The 25,414-nt window shown below is 65.7% G+C and carries 23 protein-coding genes; 12 read left to right on the top strand and 11 right to left on the bottom strand.

What is annotated here, in order from left to right:
- Nucleotides 1-2: 2 nt before the first annotated feature.
- Genes BM075_RS00840 through BM075_RS00850 form a run of 3 tightly spaced genes read right to left on the bottom strand, consistent with a single transcriptional unit; the run spans nt 3 to nt 4,037 of the window.
- Complete coding sequence (locus BM075_RS00840; RefSeq protein ID WP_093358540.1) at nt 3-1,421, bottom strand: FGGY family carbohydrate kinase; 1,419 nt, start codon at nt 1,419-1,421, stop codon at nt 3-5.
- Nucleotides 1,421-2,638: an NAD(P)/FAD-dependent oxidoreductase gene (locus BM075_RS00845; protein ID WP_218152794.1), complete on the bottom strand. Its 1,218-nt coding sequence runs from the start codon at nt 2,636-2,638 to the stop codon at nt 1,421-1,423. The genes BM075_RS00840 and BM075_RS00845 overlap by 1 nt, the downstream gene beginning before the upstream one ends.
- Nucleotides 2,631-4,037: an NAD(P)/FAD-dependent oxidoreductase gene (locus BM075_RS00850; RefSeq protein ID WP_093358542.1), complete on the bottom strand. Its 1,407-nt coding sequence runs from the start codon at nt 4,035-4,037 to the stop codon at nt 2,631-2,633. The genes BM075_RS00845 and BM075_RS00850 overlap by 8 nt, the downstream gene beginning before the upstream one ends.
- Nucleotides 4,038-4,220: 183 nt before the next feature.
- On the opposite strand from BM075_RS00850, the gene BM075_RS00855 reads away from it, so the two are divergent.
- The 9 genes from BM075_RS00855 (at nt 4,221) to BM075_RS00895 (ending at nt 15,366) form a co-directional block, all read left to right on the top strand.
- Nucleotides 4,221-4,976 carry a DeoR/GlpR family DNA-binding transcription regulator gene (locus BM075_RS00855; RefSeq protein ID WP_093358544.1) on the top strand — a complete coding sequence of 252 codons (756 nt, stop codon included), beginning with the start codon at nt 4,221-4,223 and terminating at the stop codon, nt 4,974-4,976.
- A gap of 29 nt (nt 4,977-5,005) precedes the next feature.
- The gene (locus BM075_RS00860) at nt 5,006-5,524 is read left to right on the top strand and encodes a TRAP transporter small permease subunit (RefSeq protein ID WP_093358546.1); all 519 of its coding nucleotides are present in this window, start codon (nt 5,006-5,008) and stop codon (nt 5,522-5,524) included.
- Nucleotides 5,521-6,858, top strand: a complete 1,338-nt coding sequence (locus BM075_RS00865; protein ID WP_093358547.1) for a TRAP transporter large permease — start codon at nt 5,521-5,523, stop codon at nt 6,856-6,858. The genes BM075_RS00860 and BM075_RS00865 overlap by 4 nt, the downstream gene beginning before the upstream one ends.
- A gap of 63 nt (nt 6,859-6,921) precedes the next feature.
- Nucleotides 6,922-8,010, top strand: a complete 1,089-nt coding sequence (locus BM075_RS00870; protein WP_093358549.1) for a twin-arginine translocation signal domain-containing protein — start codon at nt 6,922-6,924, stop codon at nt 8,008-8,010.
- Nucleotides 8,011-8,103: 93 nt separating this feature from the next.
- A complete protein-coding gene (locus BM075_RS00875; RefSeq protein WP_093358550.1) occupies nt 8,104-9,468 on the top strand; it encodes a glutamine synthetase family protein in 1,365 nt (454 codons plus the stop codon).
- Nucleotides 9,469-9,494: 26 nt separating this feature from the next.
- Nucleotides 9,495-10,883 carry an aldehyde dehydrogenase family protein gene (locus BM075_RS00880; RefSeq protein WP_093358552.1) on the top strand — a complete coding sequence of 463 codons (1,389 nt, stop codon included), beginning with the start codon at nt 9,495-9,497 and terminating at the stop codon, nt 10,881-10,883.
- Nucleotides 10,880-12,025, top strand: a complete 1,146-nt coding sequence (locus BM075_RS00885; RefSeq protein WP_093358554.1) for an iron-containing alcohol dehydrogenase — start codon at nt 10,880-10,882, stop codon at nt 12,023-12,025. Before BM075_RS00880 ends, BM075_RS00885 begins: the two co-directional genes overlap by 4 nt.
- 207 nt (nt 12,026-12,232) lie before the next feature.
- Nucleotides 12,233-13,561 carry an aspartate aminotransferase family protein gene (locus BM075_RS00890; RefSeq protein ID WP_093358555.1) on the top strand — a complete coding sequence of 443 codons (1,329 nt, stop codon included), beginning with the start codon at nt 12,233-12,235 and terminating at the stop codon, nt 13,559-13,561.
- 326 nt (nt 13,562-13,887) lie between these two features.
- A complete protein-coding gene (locus BM075_RS00895; RefSeq protein ID WP_093358556.1) occupies nt 13,888-15,366 on the top strand; it encodes an NAD-dependent succinate-semialdehyde dehydrogenase in 1,479 nt (492 codons plus the stop codon).
- Between the two features lie 130 nt (nt 15,367-15,496).
- Here BM075_RS00895 and BM075_RS00900 read toward each other — a convergent pair whose 3' ends face one another.
- Nucleotides 15,497-16,087: a rhodanese-like domain-containing protein gene (locus BM075_RS00900; RefSeq protein ID WP_093358557.1), complete on the bottom strand. Its 591-nt coding sequence runs from the start codon at nt 16,085-16,087 to the stop codon at nt 15,497-15,499.
- Nucleotides 16,088-16,210: 123 nt separating this feature from the next.
- Complete coding sequence (locus tag BM075_RS00905; protein ID WP_143089798.1) at nt 16,211-16,738, bottom strand: DUF6647 family protein; 528 nt, start codon at nt 16,736-16,738, stop codon at nt 16,211-16,213.
- 419 nt (nt 16,739-17,157) lie between these two features.
- On the opposite strand from BM075_RS00905, the gene BM075_RS00910 reads away from it, so the two are divergent.
- Complete coding sequence (locus tag BM075_RS00910) at nt 17,158-17,835, top strand: DUF2270 domain-containing protein (RefSeq protein ID WP_093358560.1); 678 nt, start codon at nt 17,158-17,160, stop codon at nt 17,833-17,835.
- A gap of 19 nt (nt 17,836-17,854) precedes the next feature.
- Here the strand turns inward: BM075_RS00910 and BM075_RS00915 are convergent, their stop codons facing one another.
- The gene (locus BM075_RS00915) at nt 17,855-18,526 is read right to left on the bottom strand and encodes a phosphoribosyltransferase (protein ID WP_245758705.1); all 672 of its coding nucleotides are present in this window, start codon (nt 18,524-18,526) and stop codon (nt 17,855-17,857) included.
- Nucleotides 18,523-19,173 carry a dienelactone hydrolase family protein gene (locus BM075_RS00920; RefSeq protein WP_093358562.1) on the bottom strand — a complete coding sequence of 217 codons (651 nt, stop codon included), beginning with the start codon at nt 19,171-19,173 and terminating at the stop codon, nt 18,523-18,525. Before BM075_RS00920 ends, BM075_RS00915 begins: the two co-directional genes overlap by 4 nt.
- Nucleotides 19,174-19,449: 276 nt before the next feature.
- Here BM075_RS00920 and BM075_RS00925 point away from each other — a divergent pair, with 276 nt between their 5' ends.
- Nucleotides 19,450-20,415, top strand: coding sequence for an SIS domain-containing protein (locus BM075_RS00925; RefSeq protein WP_093358564.1), 966 nt, complete (start codon nt 19,450-19,452; stop codon nt 20,413-20,415).
- A gap of 4 nt (nt 20,416-20,419) precedes the next feature.
- Nucleotides 20,420-21,328 (top strand): carbohydrate kinase family protein, encoded by a 909-nt coding sequence (locus BM075_RS00930; RefSeq protein WP_093358566.1) that lies wholly within the window; start codon nt 20,420-20,422, stop codon nt 21,326-21,328.
- A 9-nt stretch (nt 21,329-21,337) separates the two neighbouring features.
- Here the strand turns inward: BM075_RS00930 and BM075_RS00935 are convergent, their stop codons facing one another.
- From BM075_RS00935 to BM075_RS00950, 4 genes are all read right to left on the bottom strand, one after another.
- Nucleotides 21,338-22,462 (bottom strand): aminotransferase class V-fold PLP-dependent enzyme, encoded by a 1,125-nt coding sequence (locus tag BM075_RS00935; protein WP_143089799.1) that lies wholly within the window; start codon nt 22,460-22,462, stop codon nt 21,338-21,340.
- Nucleotides 22,463-22,540: 78 nt separating this feature from the next.
- Nucleotides 22,541-23,641: an alanine racemase gene (locus BM075_RS00940; RefSeq protein WP_245758706.1), complete on the bottom strand. Its 1,101-nt coding sequence runs from the start codon at nt 23,639-23,641 to the stop codon at nt 22,541-22,543.
- Nucleotides 23,638-24,408 carry an SDR family oxidoreductase gene (locus BM075_RS00945; RefSeq protein WP_093358570.1) on the bottom strand — a complete coding sequence of 257 codons (771 nt, stop codon included), beginning with the start codon at nt 24,406-24,408 and terminating at the stop codon, nt 23,638-23,640. The genes BM075_RS00940 and BM075_RS00945 overlap by 4 nt, the downstream gene beginning before the upstream one ends.
- The gene (locus BM075_RS00950; RefSeq protein ID WP_093358571.1) at nt 24,405-25,400 is read right to left on the bottom strand and encodes an ABC transporter permease; all 996 of its coding nucleotides are present in this window, start codon (nt 25,398-25,400) and stop codon (nt 24,405-24,407) included. The genes BM075_RS00945 and BM075_RS00950 overlap by 4 nt, the downstream gene beginning before the upstream one ends.
- Between the last annotated feature and the right edge of the window lie 14 nt (nt 25,401-25,414).

The raw sequence follows: 25,414 nt of genomic DNA on the forward strand, positions 1-25,414 counted from the left end.
CCTTACGGGGAGGCAAATGACCGGGCACAGCTAACCGCCCGCTGGAAGGTGGCCGCCCACTCCTCCGGTTGCTCTCCGGGTTCGATCAACGTGAACTCCGCTTTCGGCTCGATCCGCAGACCCACGGCTTCGGCCGCAAGGATTGCGGTGCCGACCGCCGTCAGTTCGGCTTGGCGGGAGATGCGCACCTCGCGCCCGAGGCAATCGGCGACGAACTGGCAGAACCACGGGTTGCGGGTCATGCCCCCGTCGATGGAAATCCGCTGCCCGATTGGTACAAAAGCGTCCATCGACCGGACGACCTCCGCGGTGCGAAAGGCGATCCCCTCCAGCACGGCCTGGACCATGTCCGTCGGCTCGGCATCCAGCCCCATACCCATCCAAGTCCCCTTGCAGCGTCGGTCCCAATGCGGGCAGGCAAGCCCCGCCAGCGCCGGAACGAAGGCGATCCCGCGCGAGATGGCGGGCGGCCGCGCGAAATCGTCGATCTCCGACCAGGCGGAAAACAGCCCCAGCCCCCGCGCCCAGTTGACCGCTGCCGCCGCCGCGTGCACCCCGCCCTCCAGCGCATAGACCGGCGGCGCACCATCCTTCGACCATGCAATCGTGGGCACCGGTCCGCCGCCGGCGGCGGGTGCCTCCGGGCCTGCGACCGCCAGCACGAAGGCGCCAGTGCCGAAGGTGATTTTCGCGTCCCCCCGCCGGCTGCATCCCTGCCCGCGCAAGGCCGCCTGCTGGTCGACGATGCTCGCCGTCAACGGCAAGCCGCCCTGCGCAATCGCCCCGAATTCTCCGCAGGTTGGCGTGATCGTGGGCAAGCACTCCATCGGCACGCCGAACAACGCGCAAAGATCGGCATCCCACGCGCAGGTGGCAAGGTTCATCAGGGAGGTTCGGGAGGCGGTGGCCACGTCCGTCTCGAACCTCCCCGTCAGGCGATGGCGGAAGAACGCGTCGGTCGTGCCGAGGCAGAGCTGCCCGGAGGCGGCCAGACGCGCCGCTTCGGGGGCGTTGCGCAGGATCCAACCAAGTTTCGAGGCGGAGAAATAAGGATCGAGATGCAGGCCCGCCCGCTCCAGCGTCAGGGCCTCGGCGCCCGTGGCGCGCAGGCGGTCGTTGTCACCCTCCGTACGCTCGTCCTGCCAGACGATCACAGGGCTCACCGCCTCGCCGGTCTGACGGTTCCAGGCCAGACAGCTTTCGCCCTGGTTGTCGATCCCGACGACCGCGAAGTCGTTCCCGGCAGCGGAGATGCACTCCGCGACGTTCCGAAGGAGTTCCTCCGGGTCGTGTTCCACCCAGCCGGGGTGCGGGTAGCTTTGGCGGTGGTCGCGCGCCGACAGCACTTGCGCCGCACCGCTCTCCTCCACCGCGACCGCGCGGGTGCTTGTCGTTCCCTGGTCGATGGCCAGAATGCGCATCACGTGCCCTCCTCGAACACCACCTGCGCATCGCACCCCTCCGGCGGCAGGGGCAAGAGGATGCGCCGCTCTGGCAGGGCCGAGATCGCGCGCCCGGACACCTCGCGCCCGTCGACCAGAAGGCTGAGCCGCCCTCGGGCCGGCCGATTCACGCGGAGTTGCAACTTGTCGAAGGCACGGCGAGCGTCCCCGCTCAGGCGCTGTGGCATCACGTATTTCAGCGGCCCGCCCGCAATGGAGATGGCGCCGCCCCCTCCTCGCGCAGCCGCGTTCAGATCGGAGGCTATAGCGCGGGCGACTGCGCGCCCTTCCGCCCAGCACCATCCGGCCGTCTCCACGGGGCGCAGGAGGTTTCCCGCGGCATACACCCCCGGCATGGAGCATCGGCCGCATTCGTCCACCCTCGGCCCTCCGGTACCCGGGTCGATGGCCAGTCCCGCCAACCGCGCCAATGCGGACTCCGGGCGGAACTTGCCGGTCACGACAACGCCGTCCGTTTCCAAAGCAACAGGGCCATCCGCCGTTGTCAAAATCGCCCCGTCCACCTGGGCGCTGCCATGGATCTCCGCCACGTCGGAAGACAGGTGAAGCGGCACCCTGAGCCCCTTCGGGAGGAGGTCCGCCGGGTGGCGGGCGATGATCCTATCGGACGGTTCCACCATCGCCACCGGCCGGATCCCCGCATGCAGGCAGGTCAGGATGGCGGAGAAGGACACGAGTTCCGTCCCGAGGATGATGGGCCGGCGGAAGGGGCGCATCCGCGTACCGTAGACGAGCGACTGCAACGCGCCCGTCACCATCACGCCGCCAGGCTTGGTGCCACCGATCAGACGCGCCGCACGCGGCGTCTCACGCACGCCCGTAGAAATCAGAACGGCGCGCGCCCGCACCTCAGACAGGCCGTCGTCTGTCGAGACGGTCAGGCACGGCCCGGAACGCAGCGATGTCACCGTGGCGGAGGTTCGGATGTCGGCGCCCGCCTGCCGCGCCCTCTGTTCCAGCGCGCGGGCGTAGGACGGACCGAACATCGGCCGCCGGAATTCACGCAGCCCATAGGGGGAATGCCCACAGAAGCGCGGCACGCCTCCGGCCTCCCGGTCGCGTTCAAGCACCAAAACCGAGCCGATACCGAGCCGTTTCAACTCCGCCGCCGCCGACAGCCCGGCCGGACCACCGCCAACGATCACCACATCCACGGACTCCGGCATCCTAGTCATGGCCGGTCGCTTCCGCCATGGGCACGGCGAAATGGCCCTCGGTCATCTCCGCCAGCCGCGCCGTGCAGTGGAACCCCTGGCACCGCCCCATGGTGACCCGTGTCCGCCGCTTGAGGCCGGCAAGGCTGCGCGCAGCCAACGGGCCCTCCAGAGCCGACTCGATCTCGCGTCGCGTCACCAGTTCGCACTGGCAGACAACGCCCCCATTTCCCGGCCGTTCCCAGTCCCGCTGCTGCGCCTCGCTGATGTTCCGGACGGTCGGCCAATGGACGCTCTCGGGCGGGTCGTAGTGAAAGCCGGTCTGCTCGGTCAGACCAAAGACGTAGGACGCGGTTCCGAGAGCGGAGGTGAGCCCGGTGGACCGGATGCCGCCCACGGTGACATAGTTCTGGTCCGCGTGGTGGCGGATTCGGTAGTCCTTCTCCTCGGTAGCCGGACGCAAGCCGGCATAGATCGCCGTAACGTCATGGTCCTTGAGCCCCGGCAGGATCTCCTCTCCCCGCGCGCGCAGCGCGGCCAGCGTGTCGGGCACCAGATCTGCCACATCTTTCTCCGTCTGGTCCTCCGCCGTCGGGCCGACGAGCAGGTTGCCGTAGGCCGTGGGGCAGACGACGATCCCCTTGGTGATCTTGGTTGGCACGGGCAGCAGGATATGCCCCGCCAGCGCCGCAGCGGACTTGTCGAACACCACGAACTGTCCCTTGCGCGGGCGAACGGTGAAGTCCCTCCGGCCGATGAGCGCGAGGTCCACATCGTCGCCGTACAGTCCGGCGGCGTTGATGACGAGCCCAGCCCGTACGCTGCCGTCGGACAGCTTCAGGTCCCAATGGGTGCCGCCAAAATCCCCGCCGAGAACCTTGCAACTGCGCCGCAGCTCCGCCCCGTGCGCCATCGCCTGCCCGAGGTAGGCCAGCGGGGCCGACCACGGGTCGATGATGAACTCCCCGGGCACGCGGAAACTGGCGCGCAGGGAGGGAGCGAGCCCCGGCTCACGGCGCAACGTGTCCTCCCGCGAGAGCATTTCCACGTCCGTCACACCATTCGCGTGAGCCTGCGCAATCAGGTCGGGCAGGATCGCCTCCTGCTCTTCTGTCCAGGCAATCACCAGCGCGCCCGTGCGCATCACCGGCAGGCCGAGTTTTTCGCGAATCTCGAGGTACTCCCGGTAGCCCGCTGTCACGCAGGCGGCCTCCACAGAGCCGGGCGGCGCATCGAATCCGGTGTGAAGGATCGCGGAATTGCCCTTGGATGCGCCGTCGAGAATATCGGCTGCCTTTTCAAGCATCACCACGCGTGCACCAGCGAGAGCGTACGTGCGCGCGATCGCGCAGCCAACGACGCCAGCGCCGATCACCGCGACGTCGAATGTCTCGGCCTTTCCGTTGTCTTGCTGATGCATCGGCTCTGCCCTTCGTCATGGCCGGTGGTTGCGTTGTCGCGAACCTGTGTCTGTCATGGCAGTTTCCGCCCGTGCGGTCAATTTTTTGCCCGCACGATACGAAACTTCCCACATCTGGAACGGAAAACTGTTGACACAGTCATATGCGCCGGAGTCTCCTGAACGGGAAAAAATGGGGGCAGCGTGAAACCGAAAGACCGCCAGGCCAAAATCCTGGAGATCGTGAGCCGTACCGGCGAGGTCTCGGTCGAGACGCTGGCCGGGACGTTCGACATCTCGCTGGAAACCGTTCGCCGTGACCTGGAGTCTCTTGCCAGCACCGGCGCGCTCCACAAAGTGCGCGGCGGGGCGCGGCGGATCAAGCTGATGACCGAGGGCAGCTACCGCGAGCGCATGGTCGAACATGCCGAGGCGAAGGCGGAAATCGGGAGAAAACTCTGCGAGCTCGTCGAGGACGGCGACACCATCTTCATGGACACCGGCACGACGACCCTCGCCTGCGCGGACGCCCTGGCCGCCCGTTCCGGGCTCACGGTCATCACAAATTCCCTCCACATCGCGCAGCGGCTGGGCGAGCAACCGGCCGGCCACCGCCTGTTCCTGCTGGGCGGAGCCTATGGGGCGGACAACTCACAGACGGTGGGCTCGCTGACCATCGAGCAGGCGGAACGCTACCAGGCCGACCACGCCGTGCTCACTGTCGCGGCACTTGACGCGGAGGCAGGCGCGATGGACGCTGATTTCGACGAGGCACAGGTTGCCCGCACGATGATCGAACACGCCAGAAACGCTATCGTTTTGGCCAATTCAGGAAAATTCGGCCGCCGCGCCGCCTTCAGGGTCTGTAGGCTCGACAGGATCGGTGTGCTTGTGTCCGAAAGACGGCCCGAAGGGCCGCTCGCGGACGCCCTCGGAACGGCGGGGGTGCGGGTGGCGTGACAGAGGCCAGCACCAACAAGGGACAGACAATGCCGAGAGCAATCAAGGCGTACGTGCGGGTGGCGGACCGACTTGCGGACTACACTGGCTATCTCGCGATGTATCTGATCTTCGTCATGATCGCAGTGCTGCTGCTCGACGCGGTCACCCGCAACCTGCTGCATATTCCGCTGCACTGGTGCGTCGAGTTCGCGCAATTCACGCTGGCCGCCTACTACTTCCTCGGTGGTCCAATGACGCTGAAGAACGACGATCACGTCCGGATGGACCTGTTCTATTCAAGCTTCAGCCGCTGGGGAAAACACCGGATGGACCTCGCCACCCTGCCCTTCCTGCTGGTGTACCTTGTGGTGATGCTGATCGGGTCGTCGTCCTCCTTGATCTACGCCATCGAGACCAACGAAAAGCGGTTCTCCATGTGGAACCCCAGCGTAATCCCGATCAAGGCGCTGATGCTGGTCTGCATTGTGCTGATGATCCTGCAAACGATCTCGCTCATCTTCAAACACGTGGAGGCGCTGCGCGCGCGGAAGGCGGCAGCCGAATGAGTTACGAGCTGATTGCGATCCTCATGTTCCTGTCGATGGTGCTTTTGCTCTCGACCGGGCAACGCGTCTTCGGCGCCATAGGCTTCGTCGCTTCGGCGGCGGCGCTCATGCTGTACGGCACCGGCGGGGTGGAAATGCCGTTCAGCCAGGCGTTCAAGCTGTTCAACTGGTTCCCCATGCTGACGCTGCCGCTGTTCATCTACATGGGCTACGTGCTGTCGGAATCCGGCATCGCCGAAGACCTCTACCGCATGTTCCACGTCTTCTTCGGGCGCATGTCGGGCGGTCTGGCCATCGGCACGATCTTCCTGATGGTGATCATCTCGGCGATGAACGGGCTGTCGGTCGCCGGCATGGCCATCGGCGCGACCATCGCCCTGCCGGAGATGCTCCGGCGCGGCTATGACAAGGTGCTGATCTCCGGCGTCGTGCAGGGCGGCTCCTCGCTCGGAATCCTGATCCCGCCGTCGGTCGTTCTGGTGCTCTTCGGCATGATCGCCCGGGCACCGGTCAGCCAGCTCTGGCTGGCGGGCGTGTTCCCGGGGCTGATCATGGCGACGATGTTCGTTCTCTACATCTGGATCCGCTGCAAGCTGAACCCCGCGCTTGCGCCCGTCGTGAGCGACGACGACCTCAACCTGCCATTTCGGGAGAAGCTGAAACTCCTGCGCGCCGGGGTCATTCCGCTCCTGATCTTCTTCTTCATGACCGGCCTCTTCGTGATGGGCTACACCAGCCTGGTGGAGAGTTCCGCCGTCGGTGCGACCTGTGCGACGCTCGCCGCGCTCTACAAGCACCGCCTGAGCTGGCAGCTCTTTCACGAGACCGCACGCAGCACACTGGCCGTGTCCTGTATGTTCCTCTGGCTGATCCTGGCGGCACTCGCTTTCGGGGCCATCTTCGACGGCATCGGCGCCAGCCGCGCCATCGAGAGCCTGTTCATCACCCGCTGGGACCTGAACCCCTGGGCGATCATCATCATGATGCAGCTCAGCTTCATCATCATGGGAATGTTTCTGGACGACACCGCCATGCTGGTGATCGTGGCACCGCTCTACATCCCGCTGGTAAAGACGCTGGAGTTGGGCATCAACAACCAGATCGTCTGGTACGGAGTGCTTTACACGATCACCTGCCAGATCGCCTATATCACCCCGCCCTTCGGCTATAACCTCTTCCTGATGCGCTCGCTCGCACCGAAAGAGATCTCGCTCGTCGACATTTATCGCTCGATCTGGCCATTCGCGCTTATGATGGCGATCACAATCGCCCTGTTGATGCTGTTCCCGCAGATCGCGCTGTGGCTGCCCTCCCAGATCCGCCTGCGCGGATAACCCTAAAACCGGCTCGCGAAAGAGGCCGGAGATCACTTCGAAACCGACAAGGAGACTGACAAGATGGCTAAGAAGACGACCCTGGCTTCCCCCTCCAAGACGATCCTTGCTTCCCGGCGCAAGTTTCTGAGAACCGCCGGAGTAGGCGGTGCGGCGGTGGCGGCCTCGACCCTCTCCGCGCCCTACGTCAACGCCCAGGCGCCGATCCGCTGGCGGCTGCAAACCTATTCCGGTGCGCCCCTCGGCGCCCACGTGATCAAACCCCAGATCGACGCCTTCAACGCAGCCGCGAACGGCGAGATGGAGATCGAGCTCTATTATGCCGACCAGCTCGTGCCCACAGCCGAGCTGTTCCGCGCCCTCCAGAACGGCACGCTGGACGCCGTGCAATCGGACGAGGCGACCATGGCCTCCCCGGTCGATATCTCGGTGTTCGGCGGCTACTTCCCCTTCGCAACCCGCTACTCGCTCGATGTGACGGCGCTCTTCCGCTACTACGGCCTGCAGGAGATCTGGGAAGAGGCCTACAACGAGGTCGAGAACGTGACCTGGCTGAGCGCTGGCGCGTGGGACCCGCTCCACATTTTCACCGTGGACAAGCCGATCCGCTCGCTGGCGGACATGCAGGGCCTGCGCGTCTTCGGCGTACCGACGGCCGGCCGGTTCCTGTCCAAGTATGGCCTGATCCCGGTGACCGTGCCGTGGGACGACGTGGAAGTCGCCATGCAAACCGGCGAGCTTGACGGGGTCGCCTGGTGCGGCTTCACGGAGGCTTACGAGGTCGGCTGGGCCGACGTCTGCAACTACGCCCTGACCAACTCCGTGACCGGCGCGTGGTTCGGCTCCTATTTCGCCAACACCGAAAGCTGGGAAAAGGTGCCGCCGCATCTGCAGGAACTCTACAAGATCACCATCGACCAGTCGCATTACTACCGCCTCGGATGGTACTGGGGCGGCGAGGCCAAGTTGCGGGTCGAGGGCGAGAAGATGGAGCTCACCTCGATCCCGCCGGAGGAATGGGCCACCGTCGTCAAGGACGCGGAAGGCTTCTGGGACGAGGTCGCGTCGTCGTCGGAGCGTGCCGGAAAGGTGGTCGACGCATTCAAGCAGTACGCCGCCAACATGGAAAAGGCGGGCTACCCCTACCGTTGATCCTGAAGAAAACCGGAGCCGGGGCGCATCGCGGTGCGCCCCGCCCCTTGTTGAAAGACCTGCCGTGCGCGGCACAAAAAGAGGCCGGACCAGATGCCCGCCAACATGACCTTCGAAAACCTCGAAGCCGCCGTCGCGGCCGGCGAGATCGACACCGTTCTGACCTGCGTACCGGACATGCAGGGGCGCCTGATGGGGAAGCGTTTCCACGCGGAGCACTTCGTCAACAGCGCCCATGAGGAGACGCACGGCTGCAACTACCTGCTCGCGACCGACATGGATATGTACACGGTCCCGGGATACAAGGCGACGAGCTGGAAGACGGGCTATGGCGACTACGTCCACAAGCCGGATCTGGCCACGCTCCGTCGGGTGCCCTGGCTGCCGGGCACCGCGATGGTGATGTGCGATGTGCTCGACCACCATACCCATGAAGAAGTTCCCCATGCGCCCCGAACCGTGCTCAAGCGCCAGATCGCCCGCGCGCGGGAACTCGGCTACGAGCCGATGTTCGCCACCGAACTGGAGTTCTTCCTGTTCGAACGGACGTTCAACGAGCTTTGCGACGACGGCTACACCAACCTGCAAACGGTTGGGCGGCACAACCTCGATTACGCCATCATGGGCACCACCAAGGAGGAGGACGTGTTGCGGGCCATCCGCAACGGTCTGCACGGAGCGGGGGTGCCGGTGGAGAATTCCAAGGGCGAGGCTGAGATCGGGCAGGAGGAGATCAACGTCCGTTACTCGGATGCGCTCGACACTGCCGACAACCATTCCATCGTGAAGAACGGCTGCAAGGAGATCGCGCATCTGCACGGCCGGTCCGTGACCTTCATGGCGAAATACGCCACGGATCGCGCGGGGTCGTCGAGCCATGTGCACCAGTCACTCTGGAAGGATGGCAAGCCCGCCTTCCTCGACGAGAGTGCCGAGCACGGAATGTCCAAGATCATGCGGCATTACGTTGCCGGCTTGCTCGAACATGCCTCCGAGGTGACCTATTTCCTTGCGCCCTACGTGAACAGCTACAAGCGGTTCTGCGTCGGCATGTTCGCGCCCACAAAGGCCGTCTGGTCCACCGACAACCGCACGGCGGGCTACCGGGTTTGCGGCGCGGATACCAAGGGCGTGCGCGTGGAATGCCGCGTCGGCGGGGCCGATCTCAACCCCTACCTTGCAATGGCTGCGCAACTGGCGGCCGGGCTCGACGGTATGGAGCGGGAGCTGGAGCTCGAGCCGGAACTGACCGGCGATATGTACAGCGCCGAGGGCATCCGCGAGGTCCCCAAGACCCTCCGCGCGGCGGCTGAGGCGATGCAGGGCTCCGAGATGCTCCGCGCGGCTTTTGGCGACGAGGTCATTGACCACTACCACCATGCCGCGCAATGGGAGATTTCAGAGCAGGACCGAGTCGTCACCGACTGGGACCTGAAGCGCGGATTCGAGCGCGCCTGAGAGGCCGCGAACGTCGGAGAAGAAACATGACCAGTATGATCCAGTGCATCTCGCCCGTGGACGGGCGGGTCTATGCGGAGCGTGAGGCGCTCTCGCCGGATGCGGCCGCCAAAGCGGTTGCGCGCGCCCGGGCGGCGCAGGCCGGGTGGGCCGCCCTGTCCCTCGACGAGCGCATCGCGAAGGTGAAGGCCGGCATTGCCGCGCTCGACGGCATGAAGGAGCAGATTGTCGAGGAACTTGCTTGGCAGATGGGGCGCCCGGTCCGCTTCGGCGGAGAATTCGGCGGCGTACACGAGCGGACAGAGTACATGGCCTCCATCGCGGCCGACGCGCTGGCGCCGACGATCGTGGAAAACTCCGAACATTTCGATCGCCGCATCGAACGCGAGCCGCAGGGTGTCGTGTTCGTCATCGCGCCGTGGAACTACCCTTATCTCACGGCCGTCAACACCATCGTGCCGGCGCTGATCGCGGGCAATTCCGTGATTCTGAAACACGCCAGCCAGACGATCCTCGTCGGCGAGCGGCTGGCCGAGGCGTTGCACGCGGGCGGCGTGCCGGAGGACGTGTTCCAGAACGTCGTGCTGGACCATGCGGGCACGGAAGCGCTGATCGCCGCAAAGTCCTTCGGCTTCATCAACTTCACCGGCTCCGTTCCCGGCGGTCGCGCAATCGAACGCGCCGCCGCGGGCACCTTCACCGCGCTCGGGCTGGAACTCGGCGGAAAGGACCCGGCCTACGTGATGGAGGACGCGGACGTCGACTGGGCGGTCGACGTCCTGATGGACGGCGCGATGTACAACGCCGGCCAGTGCTGCTGCGGGATCGAGCGGATCTACGTCCACCAGAAGCACTACGACACCTTCGTCGAAAAAGCTGCCGCATGGGTCAACGCCCTGCATCTGGGCGACCCGTTCGACCCGGAGACGACCCTCGGCCCGATGGCGAACGTCCGCTTCGCTCGGACCGTCCGGGAACAGACTGAGGAGGCGCTGGCCGCCGGCGCCAAGGCGCTGATCGAACGGCAGAACTTCCCGCAGGATGATGGCGGCGCCTATCTGATGCCGCAAATCCTGGTCAACGTGGACCACTCCATGCGCGTCATGCGCGAGGAAAGCTTCGGTCCTGTCGTGGGCATCATGCCGGTGAAGGACGACGAGGAAGCTCTCACCCTGATGAACGACTGCGATTTCGGGCTGACGGCATCGCTCTGGACCGCCGACCCCGAACGCGCCCTCGCGCTCGGCCGCCGGATCGAGACCGGCACCGTCTATCTCAACCGCGCCGACTATCTGGACCCGGCTATCTGCTGGACCGGCTGCAAGGACACTGGGCGCGGTGGCTCGCTGTCGGAGCTCGGCTACCACGCGGTCACGCGGCCGCGCTCCTACCACCTGAGAAAGGTCAAGGCATGATCCCCACCGCCAACTGGTCCTATCCCACGGCCATCAAGTTCGGCCCGGGCCGTATCGCGGAGCTTCCGGACGCCTGCCGTCAGTCGGGGATCTCGCGCCCGCTTCTGGTGACCGACCGTGGGCTCGCCAGCCTGCCGATCACCACGCAGGCGCTCGACATTCTCGACGCTGCGGGTCTCGGCCGTTCGCTCTTTGCCGAGGTGGACCCCAACCCGAACGAAAAGAACCTCGATGCCGGAGTTGCGGCCTATCAGGCGGGCGGGCACGACGGCGTAGTTGCTTTCGGCGGCGGCTCTGGCCTCGACCTGGGCAAGATGGTTGCGTTCATGGCCGGGCAGAGCCGCCCGGTCTGGGATTTCGAGGACATCGGAGACTGGTGGACCCGTGCGGACGCGGCGAGCATCGCGCCGATCGTCGCCGTTCCTACCACCGCGGGGACCGGATCGGAGGTTGGCCGGGCGAGCGTCATCACTAATTCCGAAACCCATGTGAAGAAGATCATCTTCCACCCGAAGGTCCTGCCCACCGTCGTTATATGCGACCCGGAACTGACGGTCGGGATGCCGCCTGCCATCACCGCCGGCACCGGCATGGACGCCTTCGCGCACTGTCTGGAGGCCTACTGCTCGCCGCACTACCACCCGATGAGCCAGGGCATCGCGCTCGAAGGGTTGCGGCTCGTCAACGACTACCTGCCCCGCGCATTCGCCGACGGCAGTGACCTGGAGGCGCGGGCTCACATGATGTCCGCCGCGGCGATGGGGGCGGTGGCGTTCCAGAAAGGCCTCGGCGCCATTCACGCCCTGTCCCACCCCGTCGGGGCTGTCTTCAATACCCACCACGGTACGACGAACGCGGCGGTGATGCTGGCGGTGCTGCGGTTCAATCGCCCTGCCATCGAAGACCGGCTTGGCGCGGCAGCCGCCTATCTCGGGCTCGGGACCGACTTCGACACCTTCTATTCGCGCGTGCAGGAGCTGAACGCGACCCTCGGTATCCCGGGCGGACTTGCCGCCATGGGCGTCGATGCCGACCGCATCGACGAGCTGACTGCGATGGCGTTGGAAGACCCGAGCACGGGGGGCAATCCGGTCGAGATGACGGCGGAAAATACCAAGGCCCTGTTCCTCGACGCGATGTAACGGGAAGGCGGCTCGAAGCGTGTCTTCGAGCCGCCCCTTGTGCCTTCCGGGGTCTTTGGCTCTGGTCCCTCTCGCTAGCGCGACGCGGAATGGCTTGTCGGGCGTCTTGCCCCCGCCCGGCATCCGCGCCATCTTTCCGGCCTTGAGGCAAGAGTGGTAGGCAAGCATCAGCAATACCATGCGCGAGTCCGCCGAGGAGGGCGCCCGATGTCCCATATCTTTCCCCGCCACACACGACAGCTGCCGCCACGCGCCGTGAGCGGCGAAGGCTGCTACCTGATCGACGAAACGGGAAAGCGGTATCTGGATGCCTCCGGCGGCGCGGCTGTGTCCTGCCTCGGCCACGGCGACCCGGAGATCATCGGAGCGATCAAGGCGCAACTGGACGACCTGGCCTTTGCCCACACCGGGTTTTTCACCTCCCAACCGGCCGAAGAGCTGGCGGACCTGCTGATTGCCAACGCGCCCAAAGGCCTCGACCGGGTCTACCTCGTCTCCGGCGGCTCAGAGGCCGCGGAAGCAGCGATCAAGCTGGCACGCCAATACTGGGTCGAGAAGGGCGAGCCGCAGCGGGGCAAGGTCATCGCGCGCAAGCAGAGCTACCACGGCAACACCATCGGCGCCCTCAGCGCCGGAGGAAACGAATGGCGCCGCGCGCAGTTCGGGCCGCTCCTGCTGGACATGAGCCACATTGACGCCTGCTACGAATATCGGCTCCGGCTTGACGGCGAGAGCCTGGAGGACTACGGCCGCCGCGCCGCCGACGCGCTTGAGGCGGAGATCCTGCGTCTCGGGCCGGAGACGGTCATGGCCTTCATGGCCGAACCCGTTGTTGGCGCAACGGCCGGCGCCCTCACCCCTGCCCCCGGATACTTCCGCCGCATCCGCGAGATCTGTGACACCTACGGCGTTCTGTTGATCCTCGACGAGGTGATGTGCGGCATGGGCCGGACCGGAACGCTCTTCGCCTGCGAGCAGGACGGTGTCTCCCCGGATATCGCCTGCATCGCCAAGGGCCTCGGCGCGGGCTACCAGCCGATCGGGGCGATGCTCTGCACGGGGGAGATCTACGACGCTGTGGCGACTGGCTCGGGTTTCTTCCAGCACGGGCACACTTACATGGGGCACCCGACCGCCGCTGCGGCAGGGCGGGCCGTCGTCGGCGCCATTCTCGAACGGGGCCTCCTCCCACGTGTGACAGCACAGGGCGAGAAGCTGGCGGAGCGCCTAACCGACCGTTTTGGCCAGCATCCGCATGTGGGGGACCTTCGGGGCCGCGGACTGTTCCGCGGTATCGAACTGGTTAGGGACCGCGAGACCAAGGACCCCTTCGACCCGTCGCAGGGAGTTGCGGGCAAGATCAAGAAGGCCGCCTTCGAGGCGGGGCTGATCTGCTACCCGATGGCCGGCACTATCGACGGGCGGCGGGGCGATCACGTGCTGCTGGCTCCGCCCTTCATCATCGAGGATACGCAGCTCGACGAACTGGTGGACAAGCTGGAACCAGCGATCGACGCTGCCACCCGGGCGGCGTGATGTACCACCTCGCGCCCTGTGACCCGGCGCTCGGGCACGCGCTTCCTGCCGCTGCTGGCTCTTGGTGTCAGAGTCCGCGCGAGATCGTGATCGGCGCCAGCCGCCTAACTGCCACATCACGCCATACGGCCCAGGAACGGTTTCCCGCGCGCAGCGTTTTCGAGGTGATGGCGGCGGGTGTCTGGTCCACGCCCGAATGTTCGTTCCCTGCGGACGGCCCGCCGCACGCGGCCTCCATGCGAGGCTGAGCCCCGCATCGGGCCACCCGAAACCAGACGCACGACGCTCTGAACATTATTGCGATCATCCCTTCGGAAGGACACTCCATGCTCGACACTCCCACCCGCCTTGCCGACCTTCTCGACGATCCCGATCTGCTCGTCTCCAAAGCCTACCTGGCCGGCGAATGGCAGGACGCCGACGACGGCGGGACCTTCGCCGTGACCAACCCCGCTCGTGGCGACGTGCTTGCCGAAGTCGCCGACCTCGGGCGGGCCGAAACCGCCCGCGCCATCGACGCTGCCTACACCGCGCAGAAGGAGTGGGCGTCATGGACCGGCAAGGAGCGCGCGGCCGTGATGCGCCGCTGGTTCGACCTGATGGTGGAAAACGCCGACGACCTTGCGACGATCCTGACCGCCGAACAGGGCAAGCCCCATTCGGAGGCGCGTGGAGAGATCCTCTACGGCGCGTCCTTCATCGAATGGTTCGGCGAGGAGGCCAAGCGGGTTTACGGCGAGACGATCCCCGGGCACCAGCGAGACAAGCGGATCACCGTTATCCGCCAACCCATCGGCGTTGCCGCCTCGATCACGCCCTGGAACTTCCCCAACGCCATGATCACACGCAAGGTCGGCCCCGCGCTGGCCGCCGGCTGTGCCTTCATCGCCCGGCCTGCCGCCGAGACGCCGTTGTCGGCGCTGGCGATTGCCGTGCTCGCCGAACGTGCCGGCATTCCGCATGGCGTATTCTCGGTCATCCCCTCGTCACGGTCCTCCGACATCGGCAAGGAATTCTGCGAGAACCCGAAGGTACGCAAGCTGACCTTCACCGGGTCGACCGAGGTGGGCCGTATCCTGCTGAAGCAGGCGGCGGAGCAAGTGATGAAATGCTCCATGGAGCTTGGGGGCAACGCGCCGTTCATCGTCTTCGACGACGCAGACCTCGACGCCGCCGTGGAGGGGGCAATGGTCTCCAAGTACCGCAATAACGGGCAGACCTGCGTCTGCGCCAACCGCCTTTATGTGCAAGCGGGCGTCTACGATGCCTTCGCTGAAAAACTGGCGGCGGCGGTCGAGAAGATGCAGGTGGGCGACGGGCTTTCCGAAGGCTCCCAACTCGGCCCGTTGATCAATGACTCCGCCGTGGAGAAGGTGGAGGAGCATATCGCCGATGCCGTCTCCAAGGGCGCCACGGTGGTGACGGGCGGCGCCCGCCACGAACTCGGTGGCACGTTCTTTCAGCCTACGATCCTAACCGGGGCGACCATGGATATGGCCTTTGCCCAGGAGGAAACCTTTGGCCCGCTCGCACCGCTCTTCAAGTTCGAGACGGTAGACGAGGTGATCGATCTGGCGAACGACACGATCTTCGGCCTTGCCTCCTATTTCTATGCCAAGGACCTCAGTCGTGTGACGAAGGTCGCCGAAGCTCTGGAATACGGCATGGTTGGCGTCAACACCGGACTCATCTCCACCGAGGTCGCGCCGTTCGGCGGGGTCAAGCAGTCGGGCCTAGGTCGCGAAGGAAGCCGGCACGGCATGGACGAATTCCTCGAGATGAAATACGTGTGCCTGTCGGTCTGAGCCGGACCTCTGCGAACTGCCCCTGCCGCCCGGCCCTCAGACGCGTCCCAGGGCGCGCCCAAACCGGCGGCGGGGATTGCAGCCAGCGATACGGGGTGTCTACACCTTACGGCCCAGCTCCGGTGTGGCGCTACATCCGGTCGGGCGGATAGGCCTGTTCCGGCCGGATGGAATAGGTCCAGGCCAGCCCGGCGTTCTTCCAGCCGTTCACCGTCCTGTGGCCTGCGGCCGGCCCATCCTTCGATGTGTCGCCCTCGAACCCGTCGATCACTGAATAAACGTGCTCGTACCCGAGATCGTAGAGGACGTTCGCCGCCTTCGCGCTGCGCGTCCCGGACCGGCACATGATGACAATCTGCGCCTCGTCCGACAGGCCCCTCTCCTCCGCGTAATTGAGAAAATCGAACTCGAAATCCTCATTCGCCTCGAGCCGATACCCTTGCGCCTCGGCATCGTAGTGCAGGCTCGAGGGCATGACCATGAACGGGATGTGGACGTCGACCCGTTCCGCGATGCCCACGAAGGTCACCTCCGGACGGCTTCGCACGTCCAGCAAAACGACGTCGCTGTCCTGAAGCATATCGGCGGCCGCCTGCGCCGTCAGATACAGCCCGGCCTTGGTCTGTTTCTTCTCCGGAACGGCCATCCGCTCCTCGGCCAATGCCGGAACCGCTACCGATATCGCCAGTAAGGCGTTGAAGGCGCGGGGAAACTCTCGCATGGGTCTATCTCCTGAATAGGGAATGACGTCTGCCTGCGTGGCGCCACCTCCGATGGCTCCCGTACTACGATTGAAAGAGGGCCCGACGACGGGATTCTCCGGGCCCCCCGACGATTTGGCGGCTCAGTACCAGAGGTGTGAGCAGCTGGTCAGCACCTTGAGGGTGAGAGCATCCAGTCCGAAGGCCACGTGCAGATCCAGGTCCCGCCGTTCCAGCCAGGTCGCCTGCACGGCATAGGCTTCCTTTTCTCCGTCCTCGGCGCAGGTGAGGGTGCGGTTGCTGACGGTATGGGCGTGATGGACCAGTTCGTGGACAATAACTGACAACGAAGCCGGATCGTTTCCGCTCCAAGTCTCAGGGACGAGGATTTGCCTCCGCTTGCGATCATAGAGCGCCTCGATTTCAAGCGCGGGTCTGCCGTGCAGATCGTTCCCAAGCCGCCTCAGCTCCAACTCCTCTCGACTTACCGCGCAGACTGGCGGGGCCGGACCGCTCTCCGTGATGCCAAGTTCGTCCGTCACCCAGGCCCACAGATCGGCAATCTCCGAGACATCTATCGCAGGAGGTCCCGCGTTCTGGATGGCACATTCATCGGCCGCCGCCAGATGCGCCAGGGAGGCCGTCAGCCCCGCCACCATTAGTCCTTGCATGAGCCTCTCCTCCCAATGAATAGCGATGGAGACACAATCACACGGAACGCGTTAGTTGATCGTGAGAGGGAACTACCCTTGCGTGTGCCGACGCCTGCTTACCGACACGGCCATACCGGGCTTTCGCGGGAATTTGGCGGGCGTTACCTCATCGCGCCACTGGCGCGGACACTTGCAAAGACGATCTTCCAAGCCGCCCGAATTGTGGTTCGGGCGGTGCTGTTCGACGGCAGAAAAGTCCAGGATCAACGCCCTTTCAGCCTACCCCAATGGCCGAAAAATGCAACATACGGGGCACCAGAGGCGCCGCCGCCCTGCAGGCCATGTGGACACCAAGGAGAGAGGGCGTTTTCGGCATCTCTGGCTATGATTGCGCCCAGAGCCGGCACCCGCTCCGGCGCGTATCAAGGAAGCTTGTCATGTCCGATCACTCTATCGCCGACCCCTTCGAGCGGAAATTCAACGCCGCCGAGATCGGGGCCCTCGCCCACCTCTACCGCGCGGAGGTCTACCGCAGCACCGTGTGGCGAACGCGGCTCGACACCACGACCAACTGGTCCGTCGTCTCCCTCGGCGTCGCTCTATCGATCAGCTTTTCCAGCCCCGAAGCGTCGCCCCTGCCCCTGCTGATCGTTGGCACGCTGATCTGGACACTGCTGCTGCTCGAAGCCCGGCGATACCGGTACTTCGACGTTTGGCGGCACCGGACGCGGTTTCTGGAGGTCCATCTCTACGCCCCCGTCCTGCGCAAAGGCGACCTCGACGCCGAATACGATGCGCTGACGGGGTTTGCCGACGATTACGAACACCCGAAATACCATGTCACCTTCCTGATTGCATTCGGCCGGCGTATTCGGCGCAACTACCTCTGGATTCTCGCGATCCAGTCCGCAGCCTATGTCGGAAAGCTGGTGATCCATCCGATCCCTGCGGCGTCCATCGGGCAGGTCATCGACAGGGCCGACACCGGCCCGCTGCCGGGTGAAATCGTTCTGGCGTTTGGCGCACTCTACCTCGGACTATTCATTGCAGCCGCCTGGATCACGCGCCGGATTGACAGGGAACGCACCGCCAGGCTCGGGCGTGCCTTCGGATGACGGGCCCGAGCGGAACCGCTTACGCTTCGCCTGTCGACTGGCGGAGGATCGCCACGACCTCCGCGTCGCTGACCTGCGTGAAGTCCGCGTAGAACTGACCGATTGCGTAGAAGACGCGCGGGGTCTGCAGGCAGACGAGGTGATCGACCTCCCGGCGCAGTTTCGCGGCCGTGTCGGGCGGCGCAACCGGGACGGCGAGCGTCAGCGACCTGGGCCGACGCAGCCGCACCGCCTTCAGCACCGCGCGGGTCGTCGCGCCGGTAGCCACGCCATCGTCGATGACAATCGCATCCCGGCCTTCGACCGGAACCGGGGCGCGGCCCCGGAGATAAAGCTGCCGCCGGCGCCGGATCTCCTCGAGTTGCTGCGCCTTAGCCGCCTCAATCTCGTCCGCCGTCATGTTGGCCGATGCGACGACCTCATCGTTGATCACCAGCTGGGCGGTCTCGCCATCGACGACCGCCGCGGCGGCCAGTTCCGGCTGCCATGGGACACCAATCTTTCGCACCATCACCAAGTCCAGTGGCGCCCCGATTGCGCGTGCCACTTCCCAGGCGACAGGAACGCCGCCGCGCGGGAGCGCCAGAAGAACCGGGTCGTCGATGCCCGGGTGGCGCGCAAGCAGGCTGTTCACGGCCTCCGCGAGTTTCCTTCCGGCGTCGCGCCGGTCCGCGAAGATCATGTCGCTCATGTCAGGCTCCCTTGCCCATGGCGGTGCAAATGGGCCTCGAACCAATCGGCCGCATGGTCGATCACAGCCTCCAGCGTGCCCGGTTCCTCGAACAGATGCGTGGCCCCCGGCACCACGGTCAGGCGCTTCTCGCAGTGAAGCTGGGCAAAGGCGCTTTCGTTCAATTCGATGACGCCCCAGTCCGCGCCCCCAACCAAAAGCAACGTCGGGGCACGTACGCGGTGCAGCGCCCCGGCCGCCAAATCGGGCCGCCCGCCGCGGGAAACCACGGCAGCTATTGCCCCCGGCGCTTCGGCTGCGGCGACGAGGGCAGCAGCCGCGCCAGTGCTCGCTCCGAAGAGACCGATCGCAAGGTTTGCGACAGCCGGCTCCGTATGCGCCCAAAGGACCGCTTCGAGAACCCGTCGCCCAAGGAGCCGAATGTCGAAGACGTTGGCACAATCCTCCGCCTCCGACGTCGACAGAAGGTCGAAGAGGAGCGTGGCAAATCCTCGAGCTTGCAGCGCTTCGGCGACGTAGGTGTTGCGCGGGCTGAACCGGCTGCTGCCGCTGCCGTGGGCAAAGATCACGAGGCCCCTGGGATCGGACGGACTGACGAGCCCGCCTTCCAGCCGGGTCGGCCCGATGATGGCAGTGCGCATCTGCATCGTACCACCTCCATTTGGTACAGAATGGCACGTATCGCCGGATGTTCATTGATCGGAATCAACGCGCGGTCGCGACCTGTATTCCGCGCCGGCCGCACACCCTTGGTGGGGTTTGGTTTTTCTTCACAAACGGAATACCCTGCGCCCGGGTCGCCAGTCCGGCGCCCCTCTGTCGCTGGCCCGTCCGCATCGGCAGGAGACTACGGACAATCAAAAGGGGCCACTGTGTCCTCATCGAACTGCACACCCCCTGGCCTCTCCGCGATCCGATCCGAAATGGCGCGCCAACACGCCGACGCCCTTGCCGCGTTTCAGACAGCGGGTGGTGTGGCAGACATGGTGGCGGCCAGCATCCGCGAAACAGGTCGGGTCCTTCTTCTCGGGATGGGTGCGTCCCATGCCGTCGGGCGTACGGTGGAGCCGTTCTATCGTGCCCTTGGCTACGATGCGGTTGCGCTCCCCTTGTCGGAGCACCTCGACCAGCCGTCGGCGTTTGCAGGATGGGCCGCTCTGCTGACGTCGCAGTCTGGTGAAAGCGCGGAGATCCTGCGGCACTTCCGGGCTGACCCCGCACCGGCTCACACCTATGGGGTGACGCTTGACCCGACCTCGAGCCTGGCGCGGTTGGTGCCGTGCCTCCTCGGCGCGGGCGGGATCGAGACGGCCTTCGCCGCGACACGCAGCCTGACCGTGACCCTTGCCTCGCACGCAGCCGTTCTGGCGCGCCTCGGCGCCCCGATGGACGACCTTGAAGACATCCTTTCCGACCCGCAGGTGCCCGACCTCTCCGCCGCGCTTGCCCGGTTCGTCGCGGTGGAGGCGGTCGTCACCAGCGGGCGGCGACTGCGCGGGCTGGCTGACGCGATGGCGCTCGGCTTGACCGAACTCTCCCGCCTGCCGGTCCTGTCGCTGGAGGGCGGCCAGTTGCGCCATGGTCCCCTTGAAATGCTCGGGTCCAGCGTGGGCGTTGTCATGGTCAGGGGACAGGATGAAACATCGGCCCTCGTTGCCTCCCTCGCCGAAGCCGTGATCGAAACCGGCGCCCCTCTGGTCGTCTTCGACGCGTCGGGGGATGCGCCCATCGACGGTGCGGAGACCGTGGTCGTGCCCGCCGCCACCGACATACCGGCCGTGTTCCGTTTGCTGCCGGCAGTACAAACGTTCATGGTCGCCTTCGCAACGTCACGGGTGGCCGATGTGGGAACGCCCCGCCATTCCCAGAAGATTACCAGGATCGAGTAACCCCATGCAGCCGCTTGCCGTCGTCGGAAACGTGAATGTCGACATGATCCTCGGCCCCGCCGCGCCCTGGCCGCTCCCCGGCTCGGAGATCATGGTGGAGCATTCGGAGCTGCGCGTCGGCGGGTCGGCAGCGAATTCCGCGCTGACGTGGAAGGGCCTCGGGGCTGCGTTTCAGTTCGTGGCCAACACCGGCAACGATCTGTACGGCGCATGGATGCGGGACCAGCTCGTGCCGCAGTCCGAAGGCTGGACCGTGTCCGACGGGCCGTCGACCGTTTCCGTGGGGATCACTCATCCCGATGGCGAACGCACGTTCTTCACCAACACCGGCCACCTCCTCGACCTCGGCTGGCAGGAGGTTCGCGACGGAATCGATTGGCCAGCGCTGGCCGGCGGATGGCTGCTGCTCTGTGGCACGTTCCTGACGCCGAGGCTTGCTCGCGACCTCCCGGAGCTGTTCGCGCATTGCCAGGCTCGGAATGTGCGCGTGGCGCTGGATACTGGGTGGCCCCCGGAAGGCTGGGAGGGCGACACCCGGAGGCGCGCGGGTGACTGGTTGCGCGGGACGGATTGCCTTCTGGTGAACGAGGCCGAGGCCACCGCGCTGTCCGGGCAGCGGGATCCACGGCTTGCCGGGGAGGCGCTGCTGGACAAGCTTCGGCCCGACGGCATGGTCGTGGTAAAGATCGGCCCCGGGGGTGCGCTGGTCTTTCAGGGAGCGGCGGAGATCCGGGCGGCCGCGCCGGAGGTCCGGGTCGTCGACACTATCGGTGCCGGTGACGTGTTCAACGCGAGCTTCCTCAAGTCGCTGGCGGAGGGGCATTCGCTGGACGAGGCCGCGACGCAAGGCGTTCGCACCGCATCCTACGCGATCTCCACTTTTCCGCGGAGCTACGACGCGGGTCCGGGCTAAGCGATGCGCTCAGCCTGACAGCGCCGCGATGACCGTCGGGATCTCCCGCGGGCGGAGGCAGACCGGGTTCACCATGAGGCATCTTGGCCGGAACGGGTCTATGCCCGTATGCACCGGCTCGTCCCAGCCCACGAGGGCGGCGCGCAATTGTGCGGCCGCATTGGCATTTTCGCAGGAGAGCACCACGACCGGGATTGCGCCGGTATCGTCCGCACCCTCAATTGTGGCCTCGCACCCCGGCGGCAGAGTGCTTCCGACGACGATCTGCTCGCAGACCGCGAGCCAGTGCGCGTGGCGCACCGCATCGCCTTCGGCGACGAAATGGTCAAGCGCGGCCAAAAGCCCGAAGACCTCGTGCTTGCCGACCTTGCAGCACCGCCCGATTCCCTGACGTGGCAGGCCGGGGAGTGTCGCCTTGTCTATGAAGTCGGCCGGAGGATGCCAACTCGACCAGTCGACATCCATGTCGAGCATTTGCAGTGCCGCCGAGGCCACAAGGTCCCGCCGCCCGCAAAGAATACCGGTTCCGGCCGGTCCGCCGAGGACCTTCCCGCCGGAATAGACGACAAGGTCCGCGCCTTCTGCGATGAAGCGCCTGAGATTGTCAGCCGGTGGCAGTTCAGCCGCGGCATCGACGATCAAGGGCAGGCCATGCCGCTTCGCGACGTCCGCAACCGCCGCGAGGGCCGGCCGCGTCTGGTCGCTCTGGACGTAGTGGATGGCGGCGGTGTGCGGGCCGATGGCACTTTCGTACTCCCAAGGCTCGGCATCGCGGATCCCCGCCCCGGCGAGCGCCTCGGGCAGTCCGATCTCGATCAGGCGCGCGCCCGACGTGCGAAGGGCATGGTCGTAGCCATTGCGCTGGCCTCGGGCGACGACGATCTCCGAACGGTCCCCCGGCTCCGGCAGCGCGTTCATGCGCGCAACGTCGAACCCGGCGAGACACGCAGCCGCGGCGAGTAGCAGGCCGGACGACGCGCCTGCCGTGACCAGGCCCGCTTCCGCGCCCGTCGCCGCCGCGATGGCCCGGGAGGCGTGGGCCTGCACCTCGAACATGTCCGCCGAAACGGCATCCGCCTCCGCCATCGCCTCCAGAACACCGGGCGCGAGCGGCCCGCCGGAGAGGCGTGTCAACGTTCCTGCGGCATTGATGATGGTTGGACAGCCTCGCAAGGCCGCCTGCCGGGGGTCGGACCGCACTGCCACCCTGCCCTACCAGACCAGCCCGCGCGCATCGACGCGGGTCAGGCCGAGGAGCTTGCCGCCCTGGCTCAGCGCGACCCGGTCGAATAGATTGCTCACCGGGCAGGCGTGGTTCGGCAGCACGTCGAGCACATCGCCAACTTTCGGCTTTCGGTCGGTGCCGGAGATGTCGAGGTAGCCATGCTCCTCGTTGAGCTTGTAGACCCGCGCATCCTCCAGATCTGGCACGCAGCCGAAGTCCTGCAGCCCGATCAGGTCGCTCGTCAGGGCCTTGGAACCGGCATCAAGGATGGCGCGGTCCTCCGTCGGCACGCTCACCACCGTCGTTCGCACCATCAGGGCGCAGTCCGAATGCGTGCAGGCACCCGTCGCAATCAGCGAGCGGTCGAAGTAGACGTAGGTGCCAGCCCGGTATTCGGTCGCCACGCCGAGCCCCTCATCGCTCCACATCTCCGGCGAGCCGCCCGTGCTGACCACGTGCGTTTCGAGCCCGGCGTCGGCGATAAGGTCCCGCGCCTCGGTCAGAATGGCGGCGGCCGCTGTCCGGGTGCCCGTGGCCGGATAGGTCATGAGTCCGCTGTAGCGGGCCCCCTCGGTGCGGTCGATCAGCAACGCCAATTCGCGCGCCTTCAGCGGGCTCTGCACCCCGTTGCGGCCAGCGCCAGTCTCGCATTCGACCAGAATGTCGATCTCCCGCCCCGCGCTCCGCCCGGCCGCGCCGATTCCCGCGACGACCTCGGCATTGTCGGCCACCAGAGAGATGCTGGTCCGCCTTGCCAAAGCCGCAAGGCGCTTGAGCTTGGGCGCGCCGACCACGTTGAATGTCATCAGGATGTCGGATATGCCGGCATCCGCCATAACCTCGGCCTCCCCCAGCTTCTGAACGCAGATACCCCGCGCCCCGACGTCCATTTGGAACCGCGCCAGTCCGGTCAGCTTGTGGGTCTTGACATGCGGCCGATTGGCGAGCCCGAGCTGGTCGCACCGCGCCTGCCAGCGGCGGATATTCCTCTCGGCCACGTCGAGATCCACCACCGGAACCGGCGTTTCGAGCATAGCATCCTCGACCGGCTCGATGTCGAAATAGGTTTCGATTCCGCGCGCGGTCATGACGGGGTGATCCGGAAGTCGCTGCCCTCCGGGAGCAGCTGCCCGCCGTCGACGACGATGGTCGTTCCGGTGACATAGGCCGCGTCGTCGGATGCCAGGTAGAGAAACGCGTTCGCGACGTCTTCCGGCGTCCCCATTCGGCCGAGCGGGATCGACCGCGCCATGCCTTCGATGAATTCGGGGCTGCGATGCGACTTCATCCCGTCGGTCAGGATGTTGCCGGGCTCCACCCCGTTGACGGTGATGCCGTACCCCGCGAACTCCAGCGCCGCCGCCCGGATGAACCCGTTGATCCCGGCCTTGCTGGCCGAGTAGTGGCCGTGACCGGGGCTGGTGACGTGTGGCCCGGTGATCGACGAGGTAAAGATCATGCGCCCCGACCCTTGTGCCTTCATCGGGGGCAGCGCGGCCCGTGCGGCAAGGAAACAGCCGCCGAGATTGACCGCCATCACCTTCGCCCACTCCTCCGGGCTGGTGTTTTCGATCAGCGTCCAGGGATAGATCCCGGCGTTCTGGACCAGGATGTCGAGACGGCCGAACTTGTCCACCGCCGCAGCAACGGCGCGTTCCGCCTCCTCGGCATCGGAGATGTCGGTGCGAATGTAGAGGCCACCGAGACTGTCGGCGAGGGCCGTGCCCGCGTCGTCCTCCAGATCGGCGATCACGACTCCGGCCCCTTCGGCGGCGAAGCGCACGGCGATTCCGCCGCCGATGCCCCGCGCCCCACCGACAACCAGTGCAACTTTTCCGTTCAGCCGTCCGTTCACAGCAGTTTCTCCCTCAGCCGCAGCTTGAAAGTGTCGAGCAGCACCGCCGCCAGCACAAGGCCACCGAGGATCATCTGCGTAAAATGCGCCGGCAGGCCCATGAGGTTGATGGCGGTGTGTATGGAATAAAGCAACAGGACCCCGGCATAGACGCCGGGTAACTTGCCGATGCCGCCCTTCAGGCTGACGCCGCCGATCACGACGGCTGCGAAGGCGTTGAAGAGCATTCCCACGCCAAGGTTCGCCGTAGCGCCCGAGGTGCGGATCGCCAGCAGCCAGCCTGCCAAACCGGCCAGAACCCCGGCGACGATGAAGCTCGACCACAGGATCCGGTCGCTGTTGATACCGGCGCGGAATGTGGCGTCCTTGTTGCCACCCACCAGCGTGATGTACCGGCCGAAAGTCGTCTTTGCCATGACGAAGGCGAAGATCGCGAAGCAGAGGACGGAGATCCAGGCCAGAAGCGGCACGCCGAGGATATCTTCCATCCCGATGATGCGGATCGACGGCGCAAGATTTTGGGCGCTGCGCCCGCCCGAAATCGCCACGACGAGGCCGCGCACCCAGATGAAGGACGCCAGGGTCACGATGAAGGCGGACATGCCGACCCGGATCACGAAGAACCCGTTCAGAAACCCGATGATGCCGCCGACGGCCAGGGCAATCAGGAGCGAGACAACCGGCATCAGCCAGGCCGGGGAAAACGAGATCCCCATGCCGACGCCGCTCGAAGCGAAGAGCATGCCCGTCACCATGGCCGAGAGGGCCGCGGTCGACTCCACGGAAAGGTCGAGGTTGCCGGCGATGATCACGATGGCAAGGCCGATCGCCATCACCCCGACGAATGTGGATTGCTCGAAAATGTTCGCGAAGATTCCGAACTGGAAATAGTTCGGGATTGTCGCCGAGAACACGGCAAGGACGACGATGAGCATCAGCCAGACCAGGTTGTCGAGCAGAAATTCAATGGTGGCGCGGCGCGCTGGTGACATGGAATGGCCCTTGT

It is taken from the genome of Tropicimonas isoalkanivorans (genome assembly GCF_900112335.1).
Taxonomy (GTDB): domain Bacteria; phylum Pseudomonadota; class Alphaproteobacteria; order Rhodobacterales; family Rhodobacteraceae; genus Tropicimonas; species Tropicimonas isoalkanivorans.